Raw genomic sequence first — 25591 nt, 5'->3', positions numbered from 1 at the left:
AAGTTCCATAACGGTCATTATTAAATCACTTGACAGCCCCTGTCTAGATTTCATAACAAGCGTTACGTAATGACTGTTATGAAATCCCCACTCGAGCGTTCGGGCGGCAATCATAGGGAAGAGGATCTCATGTCGAACAAATTGAAGGGCAGGGTCGCCCTCGTCACGGGCGGCTCGCGCGGGCTCGGGGCCGTCACGGCGCTCGCCCTTGCCGACGAGGGGGCGGACGTCGCCATCAGCTACGTGTCGTCGGCCGAGAAGGCCGAGGCTGTCGTCGAGAAATTGAAGGCGAAGGGCGTCCGGGCCCTGGCGATCCGGAGCGACCAGGCCGATGCGGCCGCGGCCAAGCCACTCATCAAGACGGTGATGGCGCACTACGGCAAGCTCGACATCCTCATCAACAATGCGGCGGTTGTCGCGAAGGGACAGACGGTCGACGATCCCGATCTCGACACGGACGCTCTCGACCATCTGTGGCAGGTCAACGTCATGGGAGCTGTGGCGACCACGCGGGCGGCGGCGCCGGCACTCTCCGACGGCGGAAGGATCGTCTTCATCGGCTCTCTCAACGGCACCCGCGCTTTGGTCCCCGGCGTCGCGGACTACACCGGCTCCAAGGCGGCCATCAACGGCTACGCGAAGGGCGTCGCCCGCGATCTCGGCGCACGCAACATCACGGTCAATGTCGTCCAGCCCGGCGCCATGCCGACCGACATGATGGCCGAGGTGTTCGGCGGCACAGTTGCTCCCGATGCGTTTCTGGACCTCCATCCAATTCGCCGGATTGCAAAACTCGAGGAAGTGTCGGCTCTCGTCTGTTTTCTGGCAGGGCCCGACAGCGGCTATATGACGGGCGGCGTGATCGATGTGGCCGGCGGCCTTGGCATCTGAACGTCTCCGAGATCTTTCAATCCACCCAACCGTACTGAGATGCGTCCGGCCTTCGCGGCCCAGGATCAAAATCGAACAATCAGGAACAGGACATGACAGCTAAATTTGGTGCAAAGTCGACCGTCGACGAGGTACTTGCCGGCAGGAATCTCAAGGGGAAAAGATTTCTCGTCACGGGCGTGTCGTCGGGCATCGGCCTGGAAACCGCCCGCTCGTTGGCGGGGCACGGTGCCGACGTTGTCGGCACGGTCAGAGACGTCGCAAAGGCCGAATCAGTCGTTGCATCGATTCGTGCCGCTGCGCGGGAAGCGGGTGGCAGCTTGGAATTGGTCAAACTCGATCTGGCTTCCTTGCAAAGCGTTCGAGCCAGCGCCGAGAAACTGCTGGCCGATGGCAGGTCTTTCGATGCCATCATCGCCAACGCTGGCGTCATGGCACCTCCGTTCGGCCGGACAGTCGATGGCTTCGAACTCCAGTTCGGGACCAACTATCTCGGCCATTTCGCCTTGCTCGATCGTATCGCACCGCTGCTTGCCAACAACGGTCGGTTGGTGGTGCTGTCGTCTCAGGCGCATCGGGTCGCCGACGTCGACCTGGACGATCCGAACTTTGAGAAGCACGCATACGATCCGTTCGTTGCCTACGGCCGATCGAAGACGGCCACCTCGCTTTTCGCCGTGGAGTTTGACCGGCAGTATCGCGACCGCGGGATCCGGGCCGCCTCGGTGATGCCGGGCAACAGTCTGACCGATCTTCCGCGCCATTTTTCGCAGGAGCAGTTGCAGGGCCTTCTCGAGACCGTCGGCAAGGCCCGCGCCGATGCCGGTCTTCCCCCGGGAGAACTGAAGGACATCGGGCAGGCGGCGGCAACGTCGGTCTGGGCGGCGGCCGTGGCGGACAAGGACGAGATTGGCGGACGCTACCTCGAGGATTGCGCGGTCGCTCCGGTCAACGACATACCTAATCCATTTGCCGACGGTGTCAGGTCGTATGCTCTCGACGCGAGCAAAGCCCGGGAACTCTGGGCGAAGAGCGAGCGGCTGCTGAACGCCTCGTAAGGTCGAGATGGGACGGCGGAAGACCATCCTCCGCCGTTCTTGTCAACGCTTTCCTTGGCAGGGGCGACGGTGGCTCCGGAGCCGGCTGGGATGCCGGGCATCGGCGATCAAGAGGGCCGATTTTCAGGCCGCATGACCGGGACATCGAGCAAAGCGAGCCGCCGACGAACGTATAAAGAAACTTGAGGTTCAAGCAATCATGACCACCATTGGCATCATCGGCGCGGGCGAGATCGGCAGTCAGGTTGCGCGCGCGGCCATCTCGCACGGATACGTAGTCGTGATCGCCAATTCGCGAGGACCCGAGACGCTGAAGGACCTTGTCGCAGAACTTGGCCCATCGGCACGCGCAGCGACCGCGGCCGATGCTGCCGAAGCCGGCGACTTCGTCGTCGTCGCCGTTCCCCTCAAGCCGGTGAACGACATGCCCGTGCACGCGCTTGCCGGGAAAGTCGTTCTGGACACGAACAACTACATGGTCTGGCGCGACGGTCATTATCCGGAAATCGATTCCGGCGAGAAGACCGTTTATCAGCTCCGACAGGAGCAGCTTCCTAGGTCCAAGGTCGTGCAGGCGTTCACTCACATTCAGGCTCCCCGCATCACCACGGCTGGGAGACCCGCCGGCGCTGACGACCGGATCGCGGTGCCGATCTCCAGCGACTTTCCCGAAGCCGTCGAGCTGGCATCGCGACTGCTCGATCAGTTCGGTTTCGACACCGTCGACAACAGCCCGCTCAGCGAGGCTTGGCGAAGCGCCCCCGGCCAACCCGCATGGCGCGCGCTGCAACACCAGACCAGGCCCGAGCTCGTTGCCAACCTTTCGCGAGCGCGGCGCATCATTCCGCCGCACCCGGGGCCATAGTTTCACCTACTCGATCTGCACCTCGGAGAACGATCATGCCCGACATCGATCTACGCGACTTCTACGATCGCTACATCGCGGCCCTCAACACACACGATTTCGAGGTCATGGATAAGTTCATTCATGACAATGTCACCCTCAACGGCGTTCCTGGCACCCGGGACGACGTACTCGCGGTGCAGAGGGAGGATGCCGGTGCGGTGCCGAACCTTCACTGGGTTCTGCAGAACCTCATCATCGACGGCGACCGCATCGGGGCCCAGTTGGTCAACACCGGCACCCCCACGAACGAGTGGCTGGGCATCGCTCCCACCGGCGCTTCCTTCGAGATCGTCGAATACGCCGTCTATCAGGTCCGCGACGGGCGGTTCTTGCACATGGCGGCACTGCATGACGCCGAGGCGCTGAAGCGGCAACTGGGCGCCTGACGTCCGTAACCGGCTCACGTCCCAGCTCCCGGCAAATCCGCATCGACGATCAAAGGAAGTCGCCATGGCACTGTTTGCTCCCGCGAAGAACCCGATCAGCCCGCTGCGGTCGATGAAGGGCGATCACGTCGGAGTGCGCGTACCCGACTACGACGCGGCACTCGCGTGGTACACCGAAAAGCTGGATTTCCGTCTGACCGCCACCACCGAAGCCGTAGGTCTGAAATGGGCATTTCTGGCCCCGGCCGATGACGACAGCTTCCACATCGAATTGGCTGCCGGACCGGGGGGCCCAGGACCGTCCGGCATCCGAAGAACTTGGAGACAGCCTTCGCCTGCACGGCTGGCACCACTTGTGCCTGCGGGTCGACAACATCGAGGACACGATTACGGAACTGGCACGTCGCGACGTCAAGATCGTCGCAGGTCCGCTCGAATACGAACCCAATCGACGGCGCGGCGCGTTCTTCGAAGATCCGTGGCGCAATCTGTTCGAGATCATCCAGGACGCGTGAAAGATCGGCTCAAGTCCTTGCCTAGACTCGGGAGGCGCGTTCCCCGTGCTATTTGGTGCCCTGGACGGAACGCGACAGCAATGTCTCGAAGCGTTTAAAGAATTGCGATCTGACGACGTCCTTGTTCCAACTGAGATGGAGATGAAGCGTCGGGCTGTTCTTGATGCGAACGACCGATACCGGCAGGCCCCAGATCTCTACCGTCGAGAATTCGTCGACCAACGCGATTCCTACGCCATTGGCGACTAGTCCGACAGCGGTCTCGATATGTCTCACGATGAAATCGACGCGCACGGGCAGCCGTTCGGCCTCAAACAATTGGGAAACCACGGCCCCGTGCGGGGTTTCCGCCTCGAACGAGATCAGAGGCTCCTGCGTCAAGTCCTGCACCGATATCTGCCGCTTCGTCGCCAGTGGGTGCCGGTGTGGGACAAGTGCCACGAGCCTGCCCTTTCCGATGGGCTCGCAGTGAACTAGTGGATGGCGTACCGGAAAAACGGAAACAACGCATTCTCCGCGCTGAAACAGCAGATAATCTATGATCTGATCGATGAGCAGGACGTCTACCTGGAAATTGAGTTGAGGGAGCGCGGCTCGCATCCTGGCGACGGTCCTCGGGACCAGGCATCGGCCCGGGCTGCCAGTACATCCGAGCCGAAACATCCCTCCGTCTCCCTTCGTGAGACGATCCACCGCTTCGCCGAGTTCATCCAACTGCCGATAGACGCGTCCCACGAGATTGAGAAGTACGCCGGCCTCGTCCGTAGGTATCAGTCTCCCCCGCGTTCTCTCGAAGAGCTTGAAACCGAGCACATCCTCCGTGCGCTTCACGACGCGGGAAAGGCTCGGCTGCGCCACACGCAGCATCTGCGAAGCGCCGTTGATCGATCCGGACAGCATCACCGCCCGAAAAACCTCGATCTGCCGCAAGCTCAACTTCCGCCGCTCACCAGCGCCGTCCCTCACTTCCAGCGGCGATGACGAGGGTTGTTGGCCGGTAGGCCGATCCTTCATGCGAAATGCCCTATGCCTAGATGGCATAACATACCCATATTCCGGCATTTGCTAACAACAGTCCAGCGTCTAGTTTCGTCCGGAAAATAACAACCGACCGAGAGGAAGCACATGTCATCATCCGGGATATCGAATGACGCCGTCAGCCCAGCTACCGGATCGACGATCCGCGTCACGGCTCTGTCGTTCCTCCTGATGGTGGCCGACTCCTACGACGTGGCGGCGCTCTCCTTCGCGGTACCGGAACTGATCCGGACCTGGAAGGTCGACAAGCTCGCCGTCGGCGGGGTTTTCAGCGCCGGCCTATTCGGACTGCTCGTCGGCTCCATCGTCTTCGGCTACATCGGCGATCGCTGGGGCCGGAAGAAGGCTATCATCATCGGCGCCATCCTGTTCGGCGTGGTCACCTACGCAACCGGCTGGGCCTCGGCGCTCAACCAACTGCTGATCTATCGTTTCATCGCCTGCGTGGGCCTGGGAGGAGCCGTTCCGAACGCGGTCGCCCTGACCAACGAGTTTGCTCCGAAACATCTTCGGGTCACGGCCATCACGGTCATCTTCGCCGGGTACGCGATCGGAGGCACCTTCGGCGGCGTGATTGCGGCCCAACTGGTGCCGGCCTACGGATGGCCCATCATCTTCCAGCTCGGGGGTGCGGCTTCGCTGCTGCTCGCCGTCGCGCTGATGTTCTTCCTGCCGGAATCGTCGAGCTATCTCGCGGCGAAGGCCGTGGCGCGCGACGGCGCGGCGAGCGCCGTTCTCGCGGTGCGGAGGTCCGATGAACAGTTGGGCTCCTCGTTCGCCCAGCTCTTCTCGGAGCACCGATCGATAATGACGCCGCTCCTGTGGGTCGTGTACGTGGCGAACTCGATAACGTTGTTCTCTCTGGTGAGCTGGCTCCCCGTTCTCATCGAAGCCGCAGGATTGCCGCGCAGCGCGGCGGCCTTGGCGCTGTCGTGCTTCTTCCTAGGAGGAGCCGTGGGTGGGCTGGTCGTCGGGTACATCATCGACCGATCGGGAATGAGAGCTTTGGTAGGCTCGGCTCTGATTGCCTGTCCGGTGGTGGGTTCGCTCGGTGTACTGAACTCGTCCGAACCGCTTCTGCTTGCGGCCGCCACGACGGCGGGTTTCTTCACGATCGGCGTACAGAATTCCCTGCACGGCATCGCCGGAAGCATCTATCCGACCCCGATCCGCGCCAACGGCTTGGGTTGGGCGCTCGGCATCGGAAAGATCGGATCCATCGCAGGCCCGTTCGTCGGCGGGATTCTTCTTTCGATGGCCCTGCCGGTCTCGCAGCTGTTCTGGGCAGCAGCCGTGCCAATCGGCGTCGTGACCGTCGCATCGTTCTTCCTGATGAGGATCTACGATCACTCGGTTCACATGGACAGCGAGCCGCGCGTCGCCGATCGCCGGCCGCACGTCGCGTCTGCCTGATCACGGACTGGAGCTGCGAGATGATCGACAAGAGGACACGTTTGGTCCGGAAGAACGTCGAGAGGTTAAAGATCGACGCCGATGTATGCGTAGTTGGGTCCGGCGCGGCCGGTCTGATGGCCGCTCTTACGTCGGCCCGGCTGGGACGCCGCACCGTTCTACTGGAGGCGATGCCCGTTCCGGGCGGGCAACTCGTCGGCACGTTGCTCGGCACCATCTGCGGGCTGTATTCGAACGGTCCCAGGCCTCGGCGCGTAACGTTCGGACCCGTGGACGAAATGCTCCGATACCTGAACGACGCGGATGCGCTGCACTCCCGCCGGGCCCTGAACACGGTCGTCCTTCAGTACGACGAGACCATGTGCGGTCGTTGGGCGGAAGGAGCTCTGACGGAATCCGGCGTCGAGGTCGTGCTGGGCGCCGTCCTCCGCGAGGTACGGATGGAGGGTCGGCAAGTCACGTCCCTCCACGTGGCCACGCGATGGGGAGATATCGAGGTCCGGTGCAACGGGGTGGTCGACGCGTCCGGAGACGCTACGGTCGCCTGGCACGCCGGCCTGCAGGTGAGGGAACCCGAAACGCCCCATTGGGGGACGCAGATGGTCACGCTGGAGAATTTCGACCCGCGGGCCGTCGCTGAATTCGACGGCTTCCATGTCGCGCAGCTGCTCAAGGAGAAGAGAGGTCAGTACGGCCTGGCGCGCGAGGACGGTTTCATCTTCGCCTTTCCCGGTCGCAACATCGCGACGGTGAACATGACCCACATGCCGAATCCGACCGATCCGATCGGGGCCAGCCGCGCGACCCTGGAGGGACGTGATCAGGCCGACAGGGTCCTCGCTCTCCTGCGCGCCGAACTTCCCTCAATGAAGGATGCCCGCATCCGCGCCTACGGTCTCCCTGGAATCAGGCAGACGCGCTGGTTCGTGTCAGCCCACCAGCTTTCGATCGACGAGGTCCGCAGCGGTCTGCGTCCCGACGACGCCGTCGCGCGCTGCTCCTGGCCGGTCGAAGCCCACGACATCGCCGAAGGCGTGAACTGGGAGATATTCGACGATGACGATCACATGCACTACGTGCCCTTGCGGAGCATGGTTCACCGCGACGCGGACAATCTGATAGCCGCCGGCCGATGCATCGACGGCGACGCCGTGGCGCTCGCCTCCGTCCGGGTGATGGGGCCCTGTTTCGCGATGGGCCAGGCCGCAGCTCACGCCCTCGACGTTCGCGGGAAAGAAAGCCTCCACGAAATCGATCTTTCCCAACTGTCGGAACGGCTGCGGCCGAATCTGGTCGATCTTCGTCAAGATCCCTGGACGGAGGATGTCGGCAAGGCGAGCAACAACCCTGCACGGAAGCATCTCGATGCGAACGTATGACGTCGATCTGTACTCAGACGAGGCAATTCTCGAGCCTTACGAGCACTATCGGGCAATCCGGGAGCTGGGGCCGGCCGTCTGGCTGCCCAAGCATGATCTATGGTGCTTGGCCCGCTTCGACGACGTGCGGGCCGCGCTTCGCGACTATGACACCTTTTCGTCCGCCCGCGGAGTAGCCGCGAACGAAATCATCAATACGCAGTCGCTAGGCAACACGATCACGACGGATCCGCCCGAGCATCGGAGGATGCGCAGTATCATAAGAGCGCCTCTCACCGTGCCGGCCCTTGAGGAGATCGCCCCCGTTATCGGAGAGGAGGCGGAGCGATTGGTCGAACGGCTCGTTGATCGAAGAAGCTTCGATGCCATGGCCGACTGTGCCAGGTACTTGCCCGTCACCATCGTTTCGCGATTGGTCGGCCTGCCGGAAGAGGGGCGGGCGAACATGCTCCGCTGGGCAAGCGCGACGTTCGATGCGCTGGGGCCGATGAACGATCGGGGAAGGGAGGCTCTCCCCCAGATTCGGGAGCTGCATCGCTATTGCATGGACGAACGAATGTTGAGCGGGCTCTCGCCCGAGGGTTGGGCTGCCGCGATCTGGCGCGCCGCCGACGATGGCCACATTCCCCACGCGAAATGTCCCGCAATGATGCGGGACTACATCAGTCCGAGCCTCGACACGACGATCTTCGCCACGGGAAGTCTTTTATGGCTGTTCGGGCGGCACCCCGATCAATGGGAAAAGGTCCGCTCGAACGAGGCTCTCATACCGGGTGCCATCAACGAGGCTATCCGGTTGGAGTCTCCGATTCGAGGTTTGACGCGGGTGAGTACCCGCGAGATGACCTATGGAGATCAGACGATTTCACCAGGTTCCAGGTTCTTGCTGCTTTACGCGTCCGCCAACCGCGACGAGAGCAAGTGGCCAGATCCGGAAAGATTCGACGTCACCCGGGACGCTCGCGAACACCTGGGATTCGGATTCGGATCTCATGTCTGCGTCGGGATGCATCTGGCGAGACTTGAGATCATGGCGTTGGTCAAGGCGTTCGCCCGACGCGTGCGCCGGTTCGAACTGGGCGAGCCGAAGCGGGCCGTGAACAACGTCCTCCGCGGATTCGAACGGTTGCCGGTCATCGTCCACTGACCAGGAAGCTGATCGAAGTAGGCAGATGCCGGTCATCTGCGATCACTTCGGGAAGTAGGGACGAAGTACGGCGGCGAGGATACAGTCGAGCAGCCGGTCGGGCAGGACCGCGAACAAGGGCAGCAATGCCGCCTCTCGACCGATGGTATAACGGGTCCGCGGCGTGCGCGCGGTCACCGCCTTAGCGATTACCTTCGCGGCCGCATCGGCCGGCAAGCCCGCCTCGGTGGCCGACGCGGCCTGTGCCGTAATGGCCTGCACCAGCCTGCCGTAGCGTCGGGTCTGCTCAGGGGTCATGGTCGAAACCACCCTGTTGGCCGTGGCGATTGCACGGCCGGCGATCTTGGACCGGATCGCCCCGGGTTCGATCACGACGACCTTCACGCCGAACGGAGCGATCTCGCGGCGCAAGGCGTCACTGACCGCTTCGAGCGCGAACTTCGTGCCGGCGTACGGACCATAGGTGGCCATGGCCAGCTTGCCGCCCACGGAACTGATGTTGATCACGCGACCCTTGCTGCGGATCAGGGCAGGCAGGAGTTGCTGGGTGACGGCGACGTGGCCGAAGAAGTTGACGTCGAACAGGCGTCGCCATTCGTCAATGTCGAAGACCTCAACCGGCGCGTTGACGCCGATGCCCGCGTTGTTCACCAGCGCACGCACCGCCCGGCCATGCGGATCCTCCTCTATCCGGGCGACTAGCGCCCGGACGTGGCCCTGATCGGTGATGTCGACGATCAACGGCTCGATGCCCGGCCCCCGGATGGCGTCGGCGTCCTGGTCCCGGCGGACGCCCGCCAGGACGTGAAATCCCAGCTTGGCCAGTTCACGCGCCGTGGCCTCGCCGATGCCGCTGGACGCACCGGTCACTACGACGATCTCTTGAGCATGGGACGGTGCCGTCATGTTCGATTTGCTTTCTTTGTCGGGCGAGGAGCAAACCGGCCCGCGAGGATCCGGGTTCGCTCCTCGAGAGTCTCCATCGAGGGTTGGTCCGCGAACAACCCGTCAAACGAGAGACGGAAGACCTCGGCGGTCGTTTTGTCGCTTAGAATGGCGGTGAAGCACTCGAGCAGGACCTCGCGGTAGAGCGCCTCGCTCTGGGGATCGATCCGCTCGCACGCTGCAAGGAATTCGTGCCCCATGGGCGTGCCGACCATCTCGGCCCAAGGCTCGAGCGCCATCAGGCGGCACACGGTGAGAAGTCGTTCGTAGGCGCTGCCCGGTCCCGTCGCCGCCGTCGTGGCGGCAGGGTGCCGGGAGACGAGCCAGTCCGCGAAGACCGCCTGGTAGATCTCTTCCTTGTCTCCGAATATCCGGTAGAGCAGCGTCCGCGAGACGCCGGCGCGCTTGGCGATGTCCTCGAACGACGTCTTCGCGAAGCCGAAGTTCAGGAAGCACCAGCGCGCGGCGACGAGCGTCTTCGCTCGCCGTGTGGCCGTCTCGCTATCCGTCAACATCGGTGGCATTCTTCGCATTTTGACATATTTACGTACTTTGTCAAGATGACAAACAGGCAGTGCGCTCGGTGCGTCAGGCGAACGAAATCGCTTTGAGACCTTGGTGTACCGATCGCGTTGAACAGGCCTGCGCCGAAGAAGCCTGCAACTAGAAGCCAGATCGAAAGAGAGTGAACCATCTCAGCGCAGCTCGATCATCAAGGGAACGGCCGCCGTCACCATGATCACCGCCGTAAGCCCGTGAATGCCGAAGGCGCGTTTGGTGGCGCCCTTGGCCGCAAGAATGACCAACATGTCGCCCAAGGGGATCATTGCTTCGACGAAAAGGATGAGGCCGAGCCCGCGAGGGGCGCCCAGCGCCTTTCACTCCCGACCCTTACGTTAGATTCACATCTAAACCAACGAGCGCTTCACAGTTTAGTGTTTCTTGCGTTGCGAAGGCGTCGTTTTGAGGCGACTGCGAACGGCTTCGCCCAATTCGCGCACAATTTCTTCGATACTCAATCCATTGCTTCGCGAGTTATGCAGCAGTCCTTCGGAGTTCAGCATCACCACGCCGTGCAGGGTACACCACACCCAACTTGCCACCGCTTGAACGCGATCCGGAGAAGCATGCGCTTTAACCCGCCTCAACAAGTCCTCGAAAGCCGCTGACGAGGCAGCAGCCAACGGACTGTCGGGCCCTGCGCCGCAAATCTCTCGCGATGAGAACATCAGCCGGTAGACACCTGGATTGGCTTGGCCGAAGCGGATGTAAGCCATTGCCGCGCGCTCAAAGGCTCCCTCAGAGCGGGCATGCATTTCAGCGGCCTGCAATGTTGAGCGAAACCGTCCGAACCCATCGGCCGCGACGGCCTGCAAAACAGCCTCCCGGCTCGCGAAATGACGATAGGGCGCCGATTGCGTCACGCCCACCTTGATCGCGAGATCTTTCAAAGAAACTGTCTCGGGGCCGGCCTTGTCGATGGCATGGCGGGCTGCGTTGATCAGCGCCTCTCTGAGGCCGCCGTGATGGTAGGCGCGACGCGGCTTTGTCTTGGTGTTCATCTCGTATCACTAACTTTTCGCTTGACGCGGGGCAATCCCGCCTGAGAGATGTAATACGGAATCACATACCTTGGGGGTCAGCTTGCGTTCCTTACCGAGTACAATGACGGCCATTGCTATAAGTCGTCCCGGCGGTCCGGAGGTGCTGTTACGCGAAGAACGTCCGCTGCCGACCCCCACGGAATTCGAGGTGTTGATCAAGGTGGAGGCCGCCGGCATCAATCGTCCCGACTTGATGCAACGCAGCGGCATGTATCCTCAGCCCCACGGCGCCAGCGATTTGCCAGGGTTAGAGGTGGCGGGTGAAATTGCTGTCCTTGGACGGTCCGTTCGGAGCTTCAAACCGGGAGACAAGGTGATGTCGCTGGTTTCCGGCGGGGGGTACGCCGAATACTGCGTTGCGCCGGAGAGTCACCTCATACGAAAGCCTGAAAATTTTTCGATGATTGAGGCCGCTGCCGTGCCGGAGACCATCATGACCGTCTGGCACAACGTCTTCGAACGGGGAAATCTCAGGGCGGGCGAGACCCTCCTGGTGCATGGCGGATCGTCGGGGATCGGGACAATGGCCATTCAACTGGGAAAGGCGTTCGGCGCCACCGTGCTGACGACGGTCGGCAGCGAAGAGAAGGCCGAAGCCTGCCGCAACCTCGGAGCGGATCTTGCAATCAACTACAGGAACCAGGACTTCGTTAGAGAGGTCGCAAGCTTCACTTCGGGCAGGGGTGCAAACGTCATCCTGGATATGGTAGGCGGCGACTATATTGAACGCAATTACAGTGCTGCGGCGGTGGATGGCCGCATCGTCCAGATCGCCTTCATGCGCGCGCCCCGTACCGAGGTGAATTTCCTTCTGTTGATGGCCAAACGGCTCGTTCACACGGGATCTTTTCTCCGGCCGCGCTCGGTGGACGACAAGGCGCTGATGGTCCGGGCGATCATCGACCAGGTTCTGCCCCTCCTTCGTTCGGGAGAGATCAAGCCCGTCATCGACAGCACGTTCCCGTTCACGCGCGCCGCCGACGCGCATCGCAGGATGGAGACCGGCGACCATGTCGGAAAACTCGTGCTGACATTCGGGTAAGGCCGGAATGTGATACGGAATCACTTGACTCCCACCTGAAGATCCATCCAATGTAATTCGAAATTACATTGGATGGGGAGCGCGCGATGCTGGATACGCCGAGTGTGGACTGTGGCGCCAACCACGGAGAAAACCCCTATCTCGAGGGCAATTATGCTCCGGTCGAAGTGGAGACGACCAGTTTCGACCTGCCGACGAAGGGATCGATCCCTGAGGAATTGAGCGGCCGGCTGCTGCGCATCGGCCCCAATCCCATCACTGCAGTCGATCCGCAGAAGTATCATTGGTTTCAGGGGACTGGCATGGTGCACGGCGTGCGCCTGCGCAACGGCAGAGCCGAGTGGTATCGCAGCCGGTATGTTCTCTCCGATCCCGTAGCCAAATCGCTGGGCAGACATACGTTCCTCGGGCCGAAGAATGGCGAACGCGATTTCAGCCCGAATACGCATGTCATGAAGATTGGGGCCCATGTTCACGCGTTGGTCGAGGCAGGCAGTCTGCCGGTTGAGCTCAATTACGAGCTGGAAAGCGTAAGCCGTTCGAACCTGAACGGTACGTTGAAGAACGGATTTGCCGCTCATTCAAAGCTCGATCCGGCTACGGGAGAACTGCATGCGATGTGCTACCAGCCCGGTCTTCAGGCTGTGAGCTACGTGGTCGTGGATCGCGAGGGCCGCGCCCGCACGATCGCCGAGATACCGGCGCCGGATTGTCCGATGGTCCACGATATGGCCATCACTCCGACCACGGCGGTTTTTCTCGATCTGCCCGTTCGCTTCGATTTGAAGGCGGCGATGGCCGGATCGGCCGTGCCGTTCGGCTGGAACGAAAACCGTCCACCGCGCGTGGGCCTGGTCCCGCGGAACGGAGATTCCAGCAAGGTTCAATGGTATGAAGTGCCGCTGTGCTACGTATTCCACGTCCTGAATGCCTACGATGCCGACGATCGCGTCATCGTTGACGTGGTGCGCCATGAGCGCGTGTTCGACAGCGAGCGCCGCGGTCCGCTGGAACCGACGGTTTCTCGCCTGGTGCGATGGGAATTTAACCGGTCGAACGGGCGTTTCTCGGAATCGGTGCTTGAGGAGCGTGGTTGCGAGTTTCCACGTATCAACGACGCGCGGTCCGGATTGCCGTATCGCTATGGCTACACCGCTTCCGTCGAGGGCCTGCGGATTGGACCGACCTACAAGCACGATGTCACGAAAGCGCGCACCGAAGTTCACGATCACGGGCCGGGACGCGTCGGTCTCGAGCCTATCTTCGTACCGCGTGGCAACACAAGAGCGGAAGACGACGGCTGGATTCTCAATTACGTCTACGATGCGAACCGGCAAAAGTCGGACGTCGTGATCATCGAGGCCGGAGACTTTGCGGGTAAGCCACTCGCGACGATCGAATTGCCTGTGCGAGTTCCGTTCGGATTCCACGGCAACTGGATCCCGGATTCATTCTGATTAAAGGCGCCATCACCTTGACCGGTCTTCTTCATTCGCGCGAGATACGTTTCAAATCGCGGCCTTCCGGCCTTCCGGCAGCCGAGAATTTCGAGCTCTGCGAGGCCTCCGCGCCGCCGCCTCGGCAAGGGCAGATCCAGGTTCTAAACCTCTGGATGTCCGTGGATCCCTATATGCGGTGGCGCATGACCACGCGAAAAAGCTATCTGCCGCCATTCGAACTTGGTGCGCCCTTGCAAGGCGGCGCCATTGGGCGGGTCGTCGCTTCGGAAGCGGAAGGTTTCGTTCCGGGCGATCTGGTTCAGACCATGCGCGGGTGGCGGGAGGCGTTCACCACTGCCGCCGACGCACCGGACATCCGCAAGCTGCACAGCCTCGACCTGCCGCCTGAGATGTTTCTTCACGTACTCGGGTTGACTGGTCTTACTGCCTATGTGGGAATCCACGAGATCGCGCGCGTCCAGGCCGGTGAAACGGTGTTCGTGTCTGCGGCAGCGGGCGCCGTTGGATCCGTGGCGTGCCAGATAGCCCGGATCGCGGGAGCGACGGTCATAGGCTCGGCCGGCGGCAAGCAGAAATGCGACTTCCTGCGGAACATCGGCGTTGACCACGTCATCGACTACAAGGTGGAAACGGATCTAAAGGGTTCTTTGGCGCGCCTCGCTCCAGATGGCATCGATGTCTACTTCGACAATGTCGGCGGAAAACATCTCGAAGCGGCGATCGACTCCTCGAAGACATTCGGGCGCCTCGCCCTTTGCGGCATGATCTCCGGTTATAACTCCGGCGATCAGAACGGCATATCCAACCTCCATCTGGCAGTGTCGCGGAGCTTGCGCCTCGAGGGCTTCATCGTGTCCAACCATTTTGACCTGCTACCGCAGTTTTCGCGGGAGATGACCTCATGGATCAAGTCCGGTTCGGTAAAGTGGAGGCAAACCGTCGATGTCGGCATTGCGGCCGCTCCGTCCGCATTCATCAAGCTGTTCACGGGTGAGAACTTCGGGAAGATGCTGGTAAAGCTCGCCTGAGCCTGAGCCGCAGGCAGGTTCCAGGGCGGATTCGCGCCACAGGCGCGTCGCCGCGAGATCGCTCCTCCTTCCCAAGGCATGATCCGGGGTAGGTGCGAAACGGCTCCGTAGGGATGACACACAAGCAAGAGATCGTGCACGATTGACGTGCGCGAGCAGAAATTCGTTTCACGTTTCTACCCACGACATCTTTGAAATAGGGAATTCAGTGGGAGCTCCTTAGGCGGCACCCTTGTGGGTGTCGTAGGCACGTCGCGCGGCCTCCATCTCGGGGCGCTTCGCCGTGGCCCATCGTGCCAGGAGGGCCAACGGTTCGGTGAGCGACTGTCCGAGCTCAGTCAGCGCATAGTCGACCCGCGGCGGGACAGTGGCATAGGCGGTGCGGCTGACGAGTCCCTCGCGTTCCAACCCGCGCAGGGTGAGCGTCAGCATTCGATGTGACACGCCCGGAATGGCACGCATGACTCGTTAAAGCGCAGAGATGGTCGCTCGGACAGATGTCCGACTACCACGACCGCCCATTTGTCGCCAACGCGATCGATTACCTGCGCAAGTCCCTGGCACTCGTCGGGCGGCGAAGATAATGGTTTCTTTTCCATTGCGGTCATACTCGATTTTCCATTCCAGCCGCGTGCACATTTGTGTGCGTCAAGCACATTTCGATGCGTTCTTGTGGAAGCCAGCGGGCCCGATCACATCGTCAGGCAGAAGATGTACGTCGGAGAATGGAGAATACAATGAGGATTGGCATCAGCGGAGCCAGCGGCCAGGTCGGCCATGGAGCGTTGGCAGCGCTTCAGGATCTTGGCGGTCATGACATCGTGGCGATCACCCGCGAGCCGGGCCGGGTGCCCGTCCCCATGGAAGCTCGCCTCGGAGACTACGACCGCCCAGAGACCCTGGCGAACGCCTATGCCGGCCTCGATCGCCTGCTGATCATCCCTGGTGCGGACCTGCGGCCGGGTGTACGCAGCGCGCAGGTTGTGGCAGCCGTGGAGGCCGCGGTGGCAGCGGGTGTGGGTCATGTTTTCCAGCTGTCGGCGACTGCCACGCGCGAGAAAGCCGAACCTGCAATGGGCGCGGCCTATTGGGCCGGCGAGCGCCATCTCCTCACCAGTGCCGCCAAGGCGTGGACAATCCTCCGGATGAACTACTTCGCCGAGACCTTCGCCGAGCAGGCCGGCATGGCGGCGGGCACCGGTCATATCCCCGGCTTCGCCGAGAATCGCGTCGCCTTCGTGTCACGCGACGACGTGGCTGCTGCGTGCGCCGGAGCCTTGGCGGGCCGGGGGGAGGTCGGGGCAACCTACAACCTGACCGGGCCGGATCGCGTGACCGGTGCCGAGCGCGCGGCGCTGCTCGCCGAGTTCACCGGCCACCCGATCGACTATCTGGTTCTTACCGAAGCGCATCTGCGCGATGCCATGCGCGCCGCCGGGCTCCCATCCTTCGTCATCGACGCTGTCGCCTCGATGCAGGTGGCTCAGGCGGAGGGCGTTTACGACATCGTCACTGGCGACGTGGAGAGGCTTGCCGGCCATGCTCCAAGATCGCTGAGCGATGTGCTTGCTGGCCTCGAATTCTAGCGTCAGAATAGCGGGGCAGACGCTTGACCATGGACGGAGTCTCCATAGCCCCAGCCCGCGGCTGATAGCGCCGTGGATCCTGAACGGGTCCACCCGCTACCATGCCGAGGTCAACGGCACGCGCATCCACTATGTGTGATCGGAGGCGCTGGGCCCGCGGTCTTGCTCCTACATGGCTTTCGCTGCGGCTGAGCGGTGTGGCGCGATGTCACGCCAATGCTGGTGGCCCCCCGCCGTCGAGCCCCACGGAGAGACGCTCGGGAAGTTGCCAGCGTAACTGTGATACGGGCCCGTCAGGTCCCTGGTCTCAGCCTCCACAACCCAACTGGTCGCCTGCTCGACAGTGGTCCCTTCGCTCTCGAAGGTTTGCATCAACGGCGCATCGGCCGCTTCCGCTTCGCGATGAAGACGTTGCAGAACTTCTGCGGTGAGGCCGCTGCTGAGTGAAGCCATGTTTCGGCTTCCTTAGAGAACGCCCGCCTGCGGCGATGACCCGCTCAGGTGCTCATAGCTCTTGAGATCGAACGGGATGGCCTGCTCCCCGAAGTCGGGAAGGCTGTCCGGATTGATCATCTGGTCATCGCCTTCAGGCTCGGGCAGGTCCGTTTGCGTTGCCAGTTCCTGATTACGAAGCACGTAATCGCGCAACTCGCGCTCGTAGCTTCGCAAACCCGCCAGCGGCTCGTCCCGGTGCATGGCAAGCTCCCCTGCCAGGACATAGGCGGCGATCATCGCGACGGAGGTGCCCTGACCCGTGGCCAGCGAGACGGCGTAGCCCGCATCGCCGAGCAGCACGACCCGCCCATCGGACCAACGGTCCATGCGAATCTGGTTGATCGAGTCGAAGTAGAAGTCGGATGAGTCTTGCATGTATTTCAGTATCTGCGGAAATACCCAGCCCAGCCCGGCGAGCCGGTCGGCCAGCAACCGCTTCTGCGCGTCGATGTCGCGGTAATCGTAATCGATCGGCTCGTCCGCCTTGAAGCCGAGATAGGTTCTTGTGGGATCGTCCTTCGCCAGGGCCAGCAGACCGCCGCCGTTCCCGTCATGCTGGCAGAATGTCTGCCAGTGATCGAGACCGAGGAAGTTCGGGATCGCGCAGACGGCGATATAGGAGCCGAGATAGCGGATGAACCGCTCGTCGGGGCCGAAGACGAGCCGCCGTACATTCGATCGCACCCCGTCAGCCCCGATGACCAGATCGAAGCGTCGCGGCGGTGCGTTGATGAAAGCGACATCGACGCCGGTTTCGTCCTGCTTCAGAGACGCGATCGAATTTTCGAAGATATACTCCACCCGATCGCCGACGGCTTCGAAGAGCACCTCGACGAGATGATCGCGCAGGATCTCGACGTCGGAGCTGTCGAACCGCGTGCCGGTCAGGGTCCGCTCCGTGCTGCGGAAGATCTCTTTGCCCGAAGGGTCGACCAGCGACACCCCGGTCAGCCTCGTGCGCCGCTCGCGGATCGTGGTGAGAATGTCCATTCGATCGGCGACCTCGAGGGCCGCTGCGCCGCGAACATCGAGGGCCTGGCCGCCTGCGCGCAGATGGGGCGCCTGCTCGACGACCGTGACTCTGAACCCGTAACGCGACAGCCAATAGGCGATGCTCAGCCCGGAAACGCTGGCGCCGGAAACGAGAACGCTTAACTCATTCTCCATCGTGGTGATCATCCTGGCTTGGCCGTCCACGCCCACCGTCTCCATCGGGACGCGCCCACAGCGCGCGATGTGTCAGCGTCGGAGCCAAGATAAGAAATCCGTCGGTCGACCACATCCCGCAAACGGGACAATAAATTGCGATTTCTAGTCATCGCCCCGTGCGGAGACATTTGCCCGAGGCGGACGCGGTGCCGCGTCGTTTACGCTGCACTGTTTGCGAACCCTAGAAGGCGCGACATGGCACGATGGCGCGGCGTTCGCCCCCTGCTGTGGCAGGCTACGATAAGCTATACGCGGGCAAAGTCAGCGCGCTGTGGATTTGACGGGAACTGTCCTTCTCAAGAACCTTGCCTCCCGCCTCGGCCGCCATCTTCTGAAACATCTCGTTGCGGGCGTCAATCTCCTCCTGGGTGTCCGGGATCATGATCCGCTTGCTTTCATCGACCAGGGCCTGGTTCATCTCGACGAAGGGCCGCACCAGTTTCTCATAGGCCTCGAAGCCAGAGGTGTAGTCCGCATTGGTCGCGATCTCGCCGGCCAGGACATAGGCGCCGACCAGCGCCATGCTCGATCCCTGGCCCGACATGAAGGAGGTGGCGTGCGCCGCATCTCCGGCAAGCACGACGCGCCCTTTCGACCAAGCGGGCATGTAGATCTGCTGACCGAGTCGAAGAACAGGTCCTTGGCCTTTCGCATCGCCTCTACCATCTGAGGCACGATCCACCCGTCAACCCCTTCGAACATGCGGCGGTCAGACTGCGCTTGTCCTCGTCGTTGAGACTCTTGCGAAACGGTGAGGTCGGATATTTGAAGACCAGAAATGCGTAGGCTGGACCGCCGTCATTGGTCGCATAAATGACCGCATTCTTTCCCGGAAGCGTATAGGCCAGCGCGCCGCGATCGAGGCCGAAGGTGTTCGGCATCGTGAATCCCGCGAAGCAGAAACCGATATATCGCTCGAATTGGGCCTCGTGGCCGAAGACGAGCGATCGGGTGTTCGAATGTAGGCCGTCCGCGCCGACGACGACGTCATAGGTCGCGCTGTCTCCGCTGGCAAATGTGATGTTTACGCCTCCGCCGTGCTCCTCCAGCGCAGCGATGGAGTCGTTGAACTTGTAGTTCGTCGTCTCCTTCGTTGCGGCATACAAGGTCGTGGCGATGTCCCCGCGGCGGATCTCGATATCCCTGCCCCTCACGCCTCCCGTGATCGCTTCCAGATCGATCTTCGCGAGCACCGTGCCGTGCGCATCAATGAAGCCGATGCTCTGCGAGTCGACGTGCGCCGCGCGCATCTGCGCGTACCCTCTGAAAACAGCCTTATTGTATGCGGCATCCTTGCCCTTATGCCTTCATATGAGCGGAATTAGGCGCTCAGTGTTTGCGCAAGAAGACCTAGGTTTATCCTAGGACAGGGCAATACCACCCAGGAGATCATGTGAGCGGGAATAAGCCATTGGGGGAGTTTTTGCGGTCGCGTCGACACCGTCTTGATCCGACGGCGCTAGGACGTCTCGTCCGCGCCCCGGCGTCGGACGCCAGGCTTGCGGCGGGAGGAGGTCGCCGACCGCGCAGGGATCAGTTGCGAATGGTACGTCAAGCAGGAGCAGGGCCGGGAGGTCTCGGCGTCGGGCGAGACGATCGCCGCGCTTGCGAAGGCGCTCATGCTCGATGAAGACGAAGCGGCGCATCTGCGCCGGCTCGCCGCTCAGGAAGCCGCGCCGTGCTTCGTTCGTGAGACGGTGCCAGAAACCATCGCAACGATCGTGCCCGGCCTGCCCGAACCGGCCTAAGTCACAGGCGCCCGCTGGGATGTACTCTGCTGGAATGGCCCGGCCGACCAACTCTTCGGGTTTTCGGGCATGCCCGAGGCCGACCGGAACATCCTCCGGTACATGCTTACGAGCCGAGACGCGGGCGAGCTATTCGGCGATAGCTGGGCACAGGAGGCGCAGCGGATGATCGCGATGTTTCGAACGACATACGATCAGCGCAGGGGCGACCCTTTGTTCGAGGAGATGGTGTCGGTTCGACGCCTTCAGTGTTTGGCTGCGAGGGCCTCGCTCAGACGTTTGTCAAGGTCGGCCTTGCGGACCTCGATCGGGAGCTTGAAAACGTTGCCGTCCGATAGGACATATCTGTCCTCAACGGAACTCAGTTCGGATATGTTGCAGTCCTCGAAAGAACAGCGGGTGAAAGCGAGGTTCTCGGTCTCGTCGTCGATCAGGATTGTGCACTTTACGAACTCGCACTCATCGTACCGCACGAAGACGAACCCAGCCCGCGTCTTCGAGATGCGGTCCTTCCAACGATGGGGAACGACGGTGCCCACCTTCCCGAGCATCAACCTGAACCACGTGATTGTTCTGTTTCCGCCTCCGGACATCGCGATGGCCGATCTCCGCGAAATGGCGGAGCTTCTGGGATCGCCCGACATCAGCGAGCTCTACGATCGCAATTCCGGAACGGCTTCGATTTCGATAAAGACGCTGCTGTCTATGAAACTGCCCCGTTCGAACGCTTCCAGGATGCGAAAGGTGGCGTAGTGATCGCTACGATCGACCGGCACTCGGGACGATCTAGGATGTTGCAGAGGTAGCCTGGAGGCCGGACAACTTCAGTTTTCAACGACCTCGGAGCCCGTACTTTACAAAGTGATCCGGTCTAACTGCTGCGACTTAAGCAGGTGTCGCGTTTATTCGATCGCCGGGAAATCTGAGCAGCATGTCGCGGGGGCAAACTGTCCTCAATGAAGACACCCGGTTGCGGGATTACGTGACCCTGATCTGTCAACGCTTCGCCGAGGCCCTGCCCATCCTGTCGCCGGATGTCGCCGCGCACGAAGTGCGGGTATCGTTATGCATTTCGACAAGACATGGGTTGTGGCTAAAGCCATGGCGCACGTAACGACGAAATCCTGACCGCTTCGCGGAAAACACGTTTTTCACGAGCTGATCGCGTTCTTAGTCTTTGATAAGATTCTACAACTATTCCGCTGCAAAACCTGCAGTGAGACGCGCTTGCTCACGTGTCGCGAGCGGCCTCAATAAGTTCGGTCAGATGTTCGTTCATGGCTTTGAGTTGTGTGAGCAACTGCCTGGCGTTGGACTCTCCGAAGTCAAAAAGCGAGCGTTGAGTTTCGAGTAGTTCGGGAAGAATCCGGTCCACCATGGAGATGCCGCGCCTGGTCATTTTGATCTGCAGGCTGCGCCGGTCCGAAGGTTCAGGTGTCCGGACAACCAGATTTAGTTTCTCGAGGCTGTCGCAACGGCTGGTCATCCCGGCTCCGCTGAGCAGGAGCGACGCGGAAAGTTGTTTCGGCGTCAGACTATACGGCGGCCCGGAGCGGCGGAGTGTTGCCAAAACGTCCAACATTCCCCGTGTTAAGCCGAAACGCTCCGCAAGCCGATCGATCTGGCTGCTCGCGAGGTCGTGGCTACGCGTCAGCGCGACAAAGAGCGACATTGGGCGAAAATCGAGGTCTGGCCTTTCTTGCTCCCATCGAGAGATAATCGCCGCGACGCCCTCTCCGGTCATGTGTTTGTTCTTCCCAGCACCGCCCATGTGGGCGGGCTGGTCGGTTGGTGGCTTCTTGCGCGGCATTCCGCCAAGATCCGGCGTGCCGAGCTTCTTCGTCTTGGTCATTCGGTTTCCTACTCATCGCTTTAGCGATTTTTGTCGGTAAGCTGCATTTAGGCGATCAGCAATATGATTAAGCTGCGTCCCACATAGTAGTCCAATTGGAATTCTAACTCTAATGTATGCTAAAACATCGATAACCAACTATTCGTAGACGAAGCAGATTATTGAAGCGGGCAAAAAACCTTTCGTGCTACCTAGCAGTCTATTGAGGAAATAGACAATCGTCAGGCGAGAAGGCGGGGAAAGGCGAGAGCAATTTTGCGCGAGCTTTGTCCGGTTGTGATTCCAATTAATGCGGGCGTCGCGGCGTTCCGTCGTCGTTCCCAGGCGCGATTTCGCGGCGGAGCAGTCCGGGTCGTCGATCCTGCGGTCGAGGCACCGACCGTGCAGCACGCCAATCTCGATCTCGACCATGTTGAGCCAACTGGCATGCTCGGGGGTGTAGTGGAGCTCTAGGCGGTAGAAGTCGCCGGGCTTCGGCGGACGCAAAGGCCTCATAGAGGGCGCCGGCGGAGTGGGTTGACAGGTTATCCTGCAGAGCTGGATGCACGCGGCATCGGATAATGGACATTGACGAGTTCGCGCATGCAGTAAGCGTACTTTTCGGCGTGCGCCGCTTGGTGACTTTGACCTTGCGCCAGGGTCTGTTCACGTCGATGCAGACGACGAAGGTATTGGCGGTGCCGTTGAGGCAATACTCGTAATCTTAGCGTTCGAGTTGGCCTGGCTCGACCGGGATCGGCTGGCGAACATCGCCGTTGAGCTGGACCGGGCTGGGTCGAAGCAGACCATCGGCCGGTCGGGGGCAGGCGTCTCGGCAAACAGGCAAGCACGTCTTCCTTGCGGGCGACGTATTCGCCATCGACCTTTGGAATGCATCAAATATCTTTGCGCAGTGATTTAAGGCCGTTTTCGGCCAACCGCCGGCGTACCATCTCGCCTGACATACTCGCGTGATCGGCAAGCTTCACCATCGCCCGGCCAAAAGCTCCAGGGTCCAGTGGAGGATTGGCGCAAGCTGTTGCCGCCATCAACGCCTCCTCCTTGCCGGTGAGCTCGCGCTCTGCCCCCGGACGCGGCTCCTCGCTCAGCGCCCGCTCCAGATTGCCTTCACGAAGCGCCGCTTGGTCCGGTACACGGTGAAATCGCTCACCGTTACCGTGGGCAATTTCCTCGTCGCTGCAGCCTACATCAGCCGCCAGTAAAATCTGGGCACGCCTAAATTTGCGGGCGGCCCGCTTGCTATGTTGAGCAAGGGCGAGACGCCGCGCGGAGCCGCAGCGTTCATGGGTTCACCGAAAAGCAACGTAAATACCTGAGTTTCATCTACACCTATGCGCTCATGTTTAGACACCCGGCCGCCGAGGCCGACATGCAGCGCCTCTTTCAGGTCGTCCCACCTTCGGTCAATCAGATGATCCTCACGCTCGAACAAACGGCCTCATCCGCCATCAACCCGGCGTCCCCCCGAGGATCTACATCCTCTTGGCTCCGGAAGGCCTACCCATCCTGACTGGGCTCACTATCAAACAGTCATAACCACTGTGACGCTGTCCAGACCAGATAGGAAACAGGGTTGTAGGCAAGGTAACGTCTCGCAGTGGCCTTGATGAGAACATCAAGGCTGCATCGCCGGCTGTGTGGCGGGACGATTGACACGCGGTGACGAAACTGTCTACAAATAGTTCTACGTCGAAATATACGATGTAGAATAAACATGGCGGCTAGTCTCAGGTGATACAAGGGAAGGCGCATGATACGGCACGTATTCATTTAGATGGTGGCGCGAGGGGCAAAGCCGATCCAGACAAGATTAGAGCTGCGCTTGAAAAGTCCTGCCTTAAGATCGTTTAGAGCACCGTGACCTTCAACGAGAAGCCGCAAGCTTACAACAACGCCGTCATTGGCGAAAATCGCAAGACGGCTCCAGCGTAGTCAAGGCGCCGGCAGTAAACGACGAAGCCTTCTGCATTCAGATATAGTGCCGGGGGCAATATGAAGTGATCAACGTGCTAGTTCGCTTCTCACTCGAGAGCGTCGATGTGCGTAAAATTTAGCGCCGAAAGAGTCCTTTTACGAACGAGGTTCCGCATGCTACGGCCCGTACGGTTGTCCTTTCTTCTTCTTTCTTTTCTTCTTGGAGCCGCCTCATCGGTCGCGGCGCAGACTAATCGTTTAAACTGGGCGGCCGGATCTCCCGGCGGAGCTTGGCACACGCAGTCTACCGGCGTCACCGCGTTGATCACAGAAAAGAACCCCGACATTACGTTTGAGCTGTTCCCAGGCGGTGGCAAGGACAATCCGACCCGAATTCAATCTGGCGACAGCCAGATTGGAATCGGAATTGACTTTCTGAGCCGCGCCGCAAAGCGCGGCGAATTACCTTACAGCCGTACTCATGACATGCTCAGAACGCTAGGTTCGACCGGAATCGAACAGCAATTCATGATCTATGTTTCGGCCGACGAGACTCGGTCGTTGAGCGAGTTGCTCCAAGATCCTAAGGTCTCGTATGGGGTCACACCGCAGGCCACGACGGAATATTTGACATTTGTCCGTGCTCTTGAATTTTATCGGAGTTCGCCGGACCATATCGCCGCAAACGGCGGACGGGTCACGATCGGTACGTATGGTGACCTAATTCAGGCCTTCAAGGACGGCCAATTCCAGGTTTTTTGGACCGCGGGTGAGATACCTTCCGGCGTCGCGCGCCAGATCGCCGATGGCTCGCGACGGGTCAAACTACTTGCGTTCCCGGATGATCTGCGAACTCATCTGCGCGACCGTTTTGGCTACGGAGAAGGTATTCTGAAGGCAGGGACTTATCCTGGCCTCCAAGATCGCGACCTGCCCGTCACAACAGACAAAAATCTCTATATCGTTTCGGCGCAACTACCGGACGAACTGGCTTACCGGATCACGAAGACAATCATCGAAAACCGAACGCGTTTGCAGGGCATTTATCCACCGTTAGGTTCCTATGATCCAGGCTCGGCTTGGAATGTCGACGCAGTTCCGCTGCACCCAGGCGCGGAGAAAGCATTCAGGGACGCGGGCTTCAAGAAGTGACGCAACAGCCCCAATCGAGGTAACGGTCAAATTGCGACAAATCGATTAGTAGCTCGTAATTTTCGCGCGAGCGCTTCGGCAAAAGTGCTCGTAAAAGAACCGGCGAGCACGTGTGCAACGACAGAGGCTGGAGGACAACGCTTCGCGATGGCCTCCAGCTTGTCTTGACGATCTCGTTGTCAAGCAGCAACACATCCCCACAAGCAGCGGCTTCGATGTCTGCCGCCGGTGGCTTGGATGGCTGCATCAACTTCAGCGCCATAAGTCAATAAAAGGGTGCAGACGGCGCCTCGCAGTGCTCACATCCGGCATGCTTTTCGGTAAGTCGGCAGTCCTGCACGCGGTACACCTATGACCCGCCCGACGCGGCGCTATGCGTGCGGTGAGTCGAAATCCCTATTACCAGAATTTTTGTGGCAAGGAGATCCCAGCATCAGCTTATGTTCGACCGCTCGCCGCTGGCGCGCTGGCACAACCGACATCGATAACTTCAAAAGTTCTTCCCGGCTTGGGCTCAGCTCATTAGCGTCCAGCGCGACATAAAAGCCGCGCCCATGCCCAATCGTTGTCGCTGCGGCAGCGAGTACATGATAGTGCGGCCCAAAGCCTTAGTGAAGAAAAGGCGCCGGTGCACCGGCGGGAATGTACGGCTCGACCGTCTCGTCCCGTAGCCTGCGGCTCCGGTGATAATGACTGCTGCTCTCTCGCCTTGCCGGCGAATAACATCGAGCAACGATGAGGTGCGTAGATCCGAGGCGGAAACCAGATGAAGCTACTTTCGTAATTCTGTCTTCTGTTCTTCAGATGGATCGTGCCCGCCCA

General features: G+C 60.8%; 24 protein-coding genes and 5 pseudogenes. 15 read left to right on the top strand and 14 right to left on the bottom strand.

The window, feature by feature from the left end; all coding sequences use genetic code 11:
- Window positions 1–129: 129 nt before the first annotated feature.
- From AB8B20_RS16295 to AB8B20_RS16275, 5 genes and pseudogenes are all read left to right on the top strand, one after another.
- Window positions 130–891, top strand: a complete 762-nt coding sequence (locus AB8B20_RS16295; protein WP_439074634.1) for an SDR family NAD(P)-dependent oxidoreductase — start codon at window positions 130–132, stop codon at window positions 889–891.
- Between the two features lie 92 nt (window positions 892–983).
- Window positions 984–1949, top strand: coding sequence for an SDR family NAD(P)-dependent oxidoreductase (locus tag AB8B20_RS16290; RefSeq protein ID WP_439074635.1), 966 nt, complete (start codon window positions 984–986; stop codon window positions 1947–1949).
- A 199-nt stretch (window positions 1950–2148) separates the two neighbouring features.
- Window positions 2149–2814, top strand: a complete 666-nt coding sequence (locus AB8B20_RS16285; RefSeq protein ID WP_439074636.1) for an NADPH-dependent F420 reductase — start codon at window positions 2149–2151, stop codon at window positions 2812–2814.
- A gap of 35 nt (window positions 2815–2849) precedes the next feature.
- A complete protein-coding gene (locus AB8B20_RS16280) occupies window positions 2850–3242 on the top strand; it encodes an ester cyclase (protein WP_439074637.1) in 393 nt (130 codons plus the stop codon).
- A gap of 64 nt (window positions 3243–3306) precedes the next feature.
- A pseudogene (locus AB8B20_RS16275) lies at window positions 3307–3757 on the top strand (VOC family protein).
- 48 nt (window positions 3758–3805) lie between these two features.
- Here the strand turns inward: AB8B20_RS16275 and AB8B20_RS16270 are convergent.
- Window positions 3806–4771: a LysR family transcriptional regulator gene (locus tag AB8B20_RS16270; protein ID WP_439074638.1), complete on the bottom strand. Its 966-nt coding sequence runs from the start codon at window positions 4769–4771 to the stop codon at window positions 3806–3808.
- Between the two features lie 111 nt (window positions 4772–4882).
- Here AB8B20_RS16270 and AB8B20_RS16265 point away from each other — a divergent pair, with 111 nt between their 5' ends.
- Genes AB8B20_RS16265 through AB8B20_RS16255 form a run of 3 tightly spaced genes read left to right on the top strand, consistent with a single transcriptional unit; the run spans window position 4883 to window position 8734 of the window.
- Window positions 4883–6208, top strand: a complete 1326-nt coding sequence (locus AB8B20_RS16265) for an MFS transporter (protein WP_439074639.1) — start codon at window positions 4883–4885, stop codon at window positions 6206–6208.
- A 20-nt stretch (window positions 6209–6228) separates the two neighbouring features.
- The gene (locus AB8B20_RS16260; RefSeq protein WP_439074640.1) at window positions 6229–7587 is read left to right on the top strand and encodes an FAD-dependent oxidoreductase; all 1359 of its coding nucleotides are present in this window, start codon (window positions 6229–6231) and stop codon (window positions 7585–7587) included.
- A complete protein-coding gene (locus AB8B20_RS16255) occupies window positions 7574–8734 on the top strand; it encodes a cytochrome P450 (protein WP_439074641.1) in 1161 nt (386 codons plus the stop codon). Before AB8B20_RS16260 ends, AB8B20_RS16255 begins: the two co-directional genes overlap by 14 nt.
- 42 nt (window positions 8735–8776) lie before the next feature.
- On the opposite strand, the gene AB8B20_RS16250 is transcribed toward AB8B20_RS16255, so the two are convergent.
- From AB8B20_RS16250 to AB8B20_RS16235, 4 genes and pseudogenes are all read right to left on the bottom strand, one after another.
- The gene (locus AB8B20_RS16250; protein ID WP_439074642.1) at window positions 8777–9640 is read right to left on the bottom strand and encodes an SDR family NAD(P)-dependent oxidoreductase; all 864 of its coding nucleotides are present in this window, start codon (window positions 9638–9640) and stop codon (window positions 8777–8779) included.
- Window positions 9637–10194, bottom strand: coding sequence for a TetR/AcrR family transcriptional regulator (locus AB8B20_RS16245; protein WP_439074643.1), 558 nt, complete (start codon window positions 10192–10194; stop codon window positions 9637–9639). Before AB8B20_RS16245 ends, AB8B20_RS16250 begins: the two co-directional genes overlap by 4 nt.
- A gap of 180 nt (window positions 10195–10374) precedes the next feature.
- A pseudogene (locus AB8B20_RS16240) lies at window positions 10375–10548 on the bottom strand (DUF4267 domain-containing protein); the annotation flags it as partial.
- A 63-nt stretch (window positions 10549–10611) separates the two neighbouring features.
- Entirely contained in the window at window positions 10612–11241 is a 630-nt protein-coding gene (locus tag AB8B20_RS16235; protein ID WP_439074644.1) for a TetR/AcrR family transcriptional regulator, read from the bottom strand.
- Between the two features lie 82 nt (window positions 11242–11323).
- On the opposite strand from AB8B20_RS16235, the gene AB8B20_RS16230 reads away from it, so the two are divergent.
- The 3 genes from AB8B20_RS16230 (at window position 11324) to AB8B20_RS16220 (ending at window position 14813) form a co-directional block, all read left to right on the top strand.
- Window positions 11324–12325 (top strand): NAD(P)H-quinone oxidoreductase, encoded by a 1002-nt coding sequence (locus AB8B20_RS16230; protein WP_439074645.1) that lies wholly within the window; start codon window positions 11324–11326, stop codon window positions 12323–12325.
- An 86-nt stretch (window positions 12326–12411) separates the two neighbouring features.
- Window positions 12412–13782 carry a carotenoid oxygenase family protein gene (locus tag AB8B20_RS16225; RefSeq protein ID WP_439074646.1) on the top strand — a complete coding sequence of 457 codons (1371 nt, stop codon included), beginning with the start codon at window positions 12412–12414 and terminating at the stop codon, window positions 13780–13782.
- A 17-nt stretch (window positions 13783–13799) separates the two neighbouring features.
- Entirely contained in the window at window positions 13800–14813 is a 1014-nt protein-coding gene (locus AB8B20_RS16220; RefSeq protein ID WP_439074647.1) for an NADP-dependent oxidoreductase, read from the top strand.
- A gap of 219 nt (window positions 14814–15032) precedes the next feature.
- Here AB8B20_RS16220 and AB8B20_RS16215 read toward each other — a convergent pair whose 3' ends face one another.
- Window positions 15033–15257, bottom strand: coding sequence for a winged helix-turn-helix transcriptional regulator (locus AB8B20_RS16215; RefSeq protein ID WP_439074648.1), 225 nt, complete (start codon window positions 15255–15257; stop codon window positions 15033–15035).
- A gap of 293 nt (window positions 15258–15550) precedes the next feature.
- Between AB8B20_RS16215 and AB8B20_RS16210 the strand changes: the two genes are divergently transcribed.
- Window positions 15551–16399, top strand: a complete 849-nt coding sequence (locus AB8B20_RS16210; RefSeq protein WP_439074649.1) for an NAD(P)H-binding protein — start codon at window positions 15551–15553, stop codon at window positions 16397–16399.
- A gap of 168 nt (window positions 16400–16567) precedes the next feature.
- On the opposite strand, the gene AB8B20_RS16205 is transcribed toward AB8B20_RS16210, so the two are convergent.
- From AB8B20_RS16205 to AB8B20_RS16190, 4 genes are all read right to left on the bottom strand, one after another.
- The gene (locus AB8B20_RS16205; protein ID WP_439074650.1) at window positions 16568–16852 is read right to left on the bottom strand and encodes a hypothetical protein; all 285 of its coding nucleotides are present in this window, start codon (window positions 16850–16852) and stop codon (window positions 16568–16570) included.
- 12 nt (window positions 16853–16864) lie between these two features.
- A complete protein-coding gene (locus tag AB8B20_RS16200; RefSeq protein WP_439074651.1) occupies window positions 16865–18091 on the bottom strand; it encodes an FAD-dependent monooxygenase in 1227 nt (408 codons plus the stop codon).
- A gap of 247 nt (window positions 18092–18338) precedes the next feature.
- Window positions 18339–18710: an FAD-dependent monooxygenase gene (locus AB8B20_RS16195; RefSeq protein ID WP_439074652.1), complete on the bottom strand. Its 372-nt coding sequence runs from the start codon at window positions 18708–18710 to the stop codon at window positions 18339–18341.
- Between the two features lie 52 nt (window positions 18711–18762).
- Window positions 18763–19353, bottom strand: coding sequence for a hypothetical protein (locus AB8B20_RS16190; RefSeq protein ID WP_439074653.1), 591 nt, complete (start codon window positions 19351–19353; stop codon window positions 18763–18765).
- A 243-nt stretch (window positions 19354–19596) separates the two neighbouring features.
- Between AB8B20_RS16190 and AB8B20_RS16185 the strand changes: the two are divergent.
- Window positions 19597–19851 (top strand): annotated as a pseudogene (locus tag AB8B20_RS16185) (helix-turn-helix domain-containing protein); the annotation flags it as partial.
- A gap of 12 nt (window positions 19852–19863) precedes the next feature.
- Window positions 19864–20073, top strand: a pseudogene (locus tag AB8B20_RS16180) (MmyB family transcriptional regulator); the annotation flags it as partial.
- Window positions 20074–20096: 23 nt separating this feature from the next.
- Here AB8B20_RS16180 and AB8B20_RS16175 read toward each other — a convergent pair.
- The 4 genes and pseudogenes from AB8B20_RS16175 to AB8B20_RS16160 form a co-directional block, all read right to left on the bottom strand.
- Complete coding sequence (locus tag AB8B20_RS16175; RefSeq protein ID WP_439074654.1) at window positions 20097–20495, bottom strand: hypothetical protein; 399 nt, start codon at window positions 20493–20495, stop codon at window positions 20097–20099.
- A gap of 587 nt (window positions 20496–21082) precedes the next feature.
- A complete protein-coding gene (locus AB8B20_RS16170) occupies window positions 21083–21703 on the bottom strand; it encodes a MarR family winged helix-turn-helix transcriptional regulator (RefSeq protein ID WP_439074655.1) in 621 nt (206 codons plus the stop codon).
- A 221-nt stretch (window positions 21704–21924) separates the two neighbouring features.
- Window positions 21925–22941, bottom strand: a pseudogene (locus AB8B20_RS16165) (IS630 family transposase); the annotation flags it as partial.
- On the bottom strand, window positions 22887–23135 hold the full coding sequence (locus AB8B20_RS16160) for a hypothetical protein (RefSeq protein ID WP_439074656.1): 249 nt from the start codon (window positions 23133–23135) through the stop codon (window positions 22887–22889). The pseudogene AB8B20_RS16165 and the gene AB8B20_RS16160, both read right to left, overlap by 55 nt.
- A gap of 656 nt (window positions 23136–23791) precedes the next feature.
- On the opposite strand from AB8B20_RS16160, the gene AB8B20_RS16155 reads away from it, so the two are divergent.
- Window positions 23792–24769, top strand: a complete 978-nt coding sequence (locus tag AB8B20_RS16155; protein ID WP_439074657.1) for a TAXI family TRAP transporter solute-binding subunit — start codon at window positions 23792–23794, stop codon at window positions 24767–24769.
- The last annotated feature ends 822 nt before the right edge of the window (window positions 24770–25591 follow it).

The organism is Tardiphaga sp. 866_E4_N1_4 (assembly GCF_052076075.1).
GTDB classification, from domain to species: Bacteria; Pseudomonadota; Alphaproteobacteria; order Rhizobiales; family Xanthobacteraceae; genus Tardiphaga; species Tardiphaga robiniae.
The sequence above is the reverse complement of the archived record's forward strand: the minus strand, read 5'-3'. Positions and strand labels throughout refer to the sequence as shown.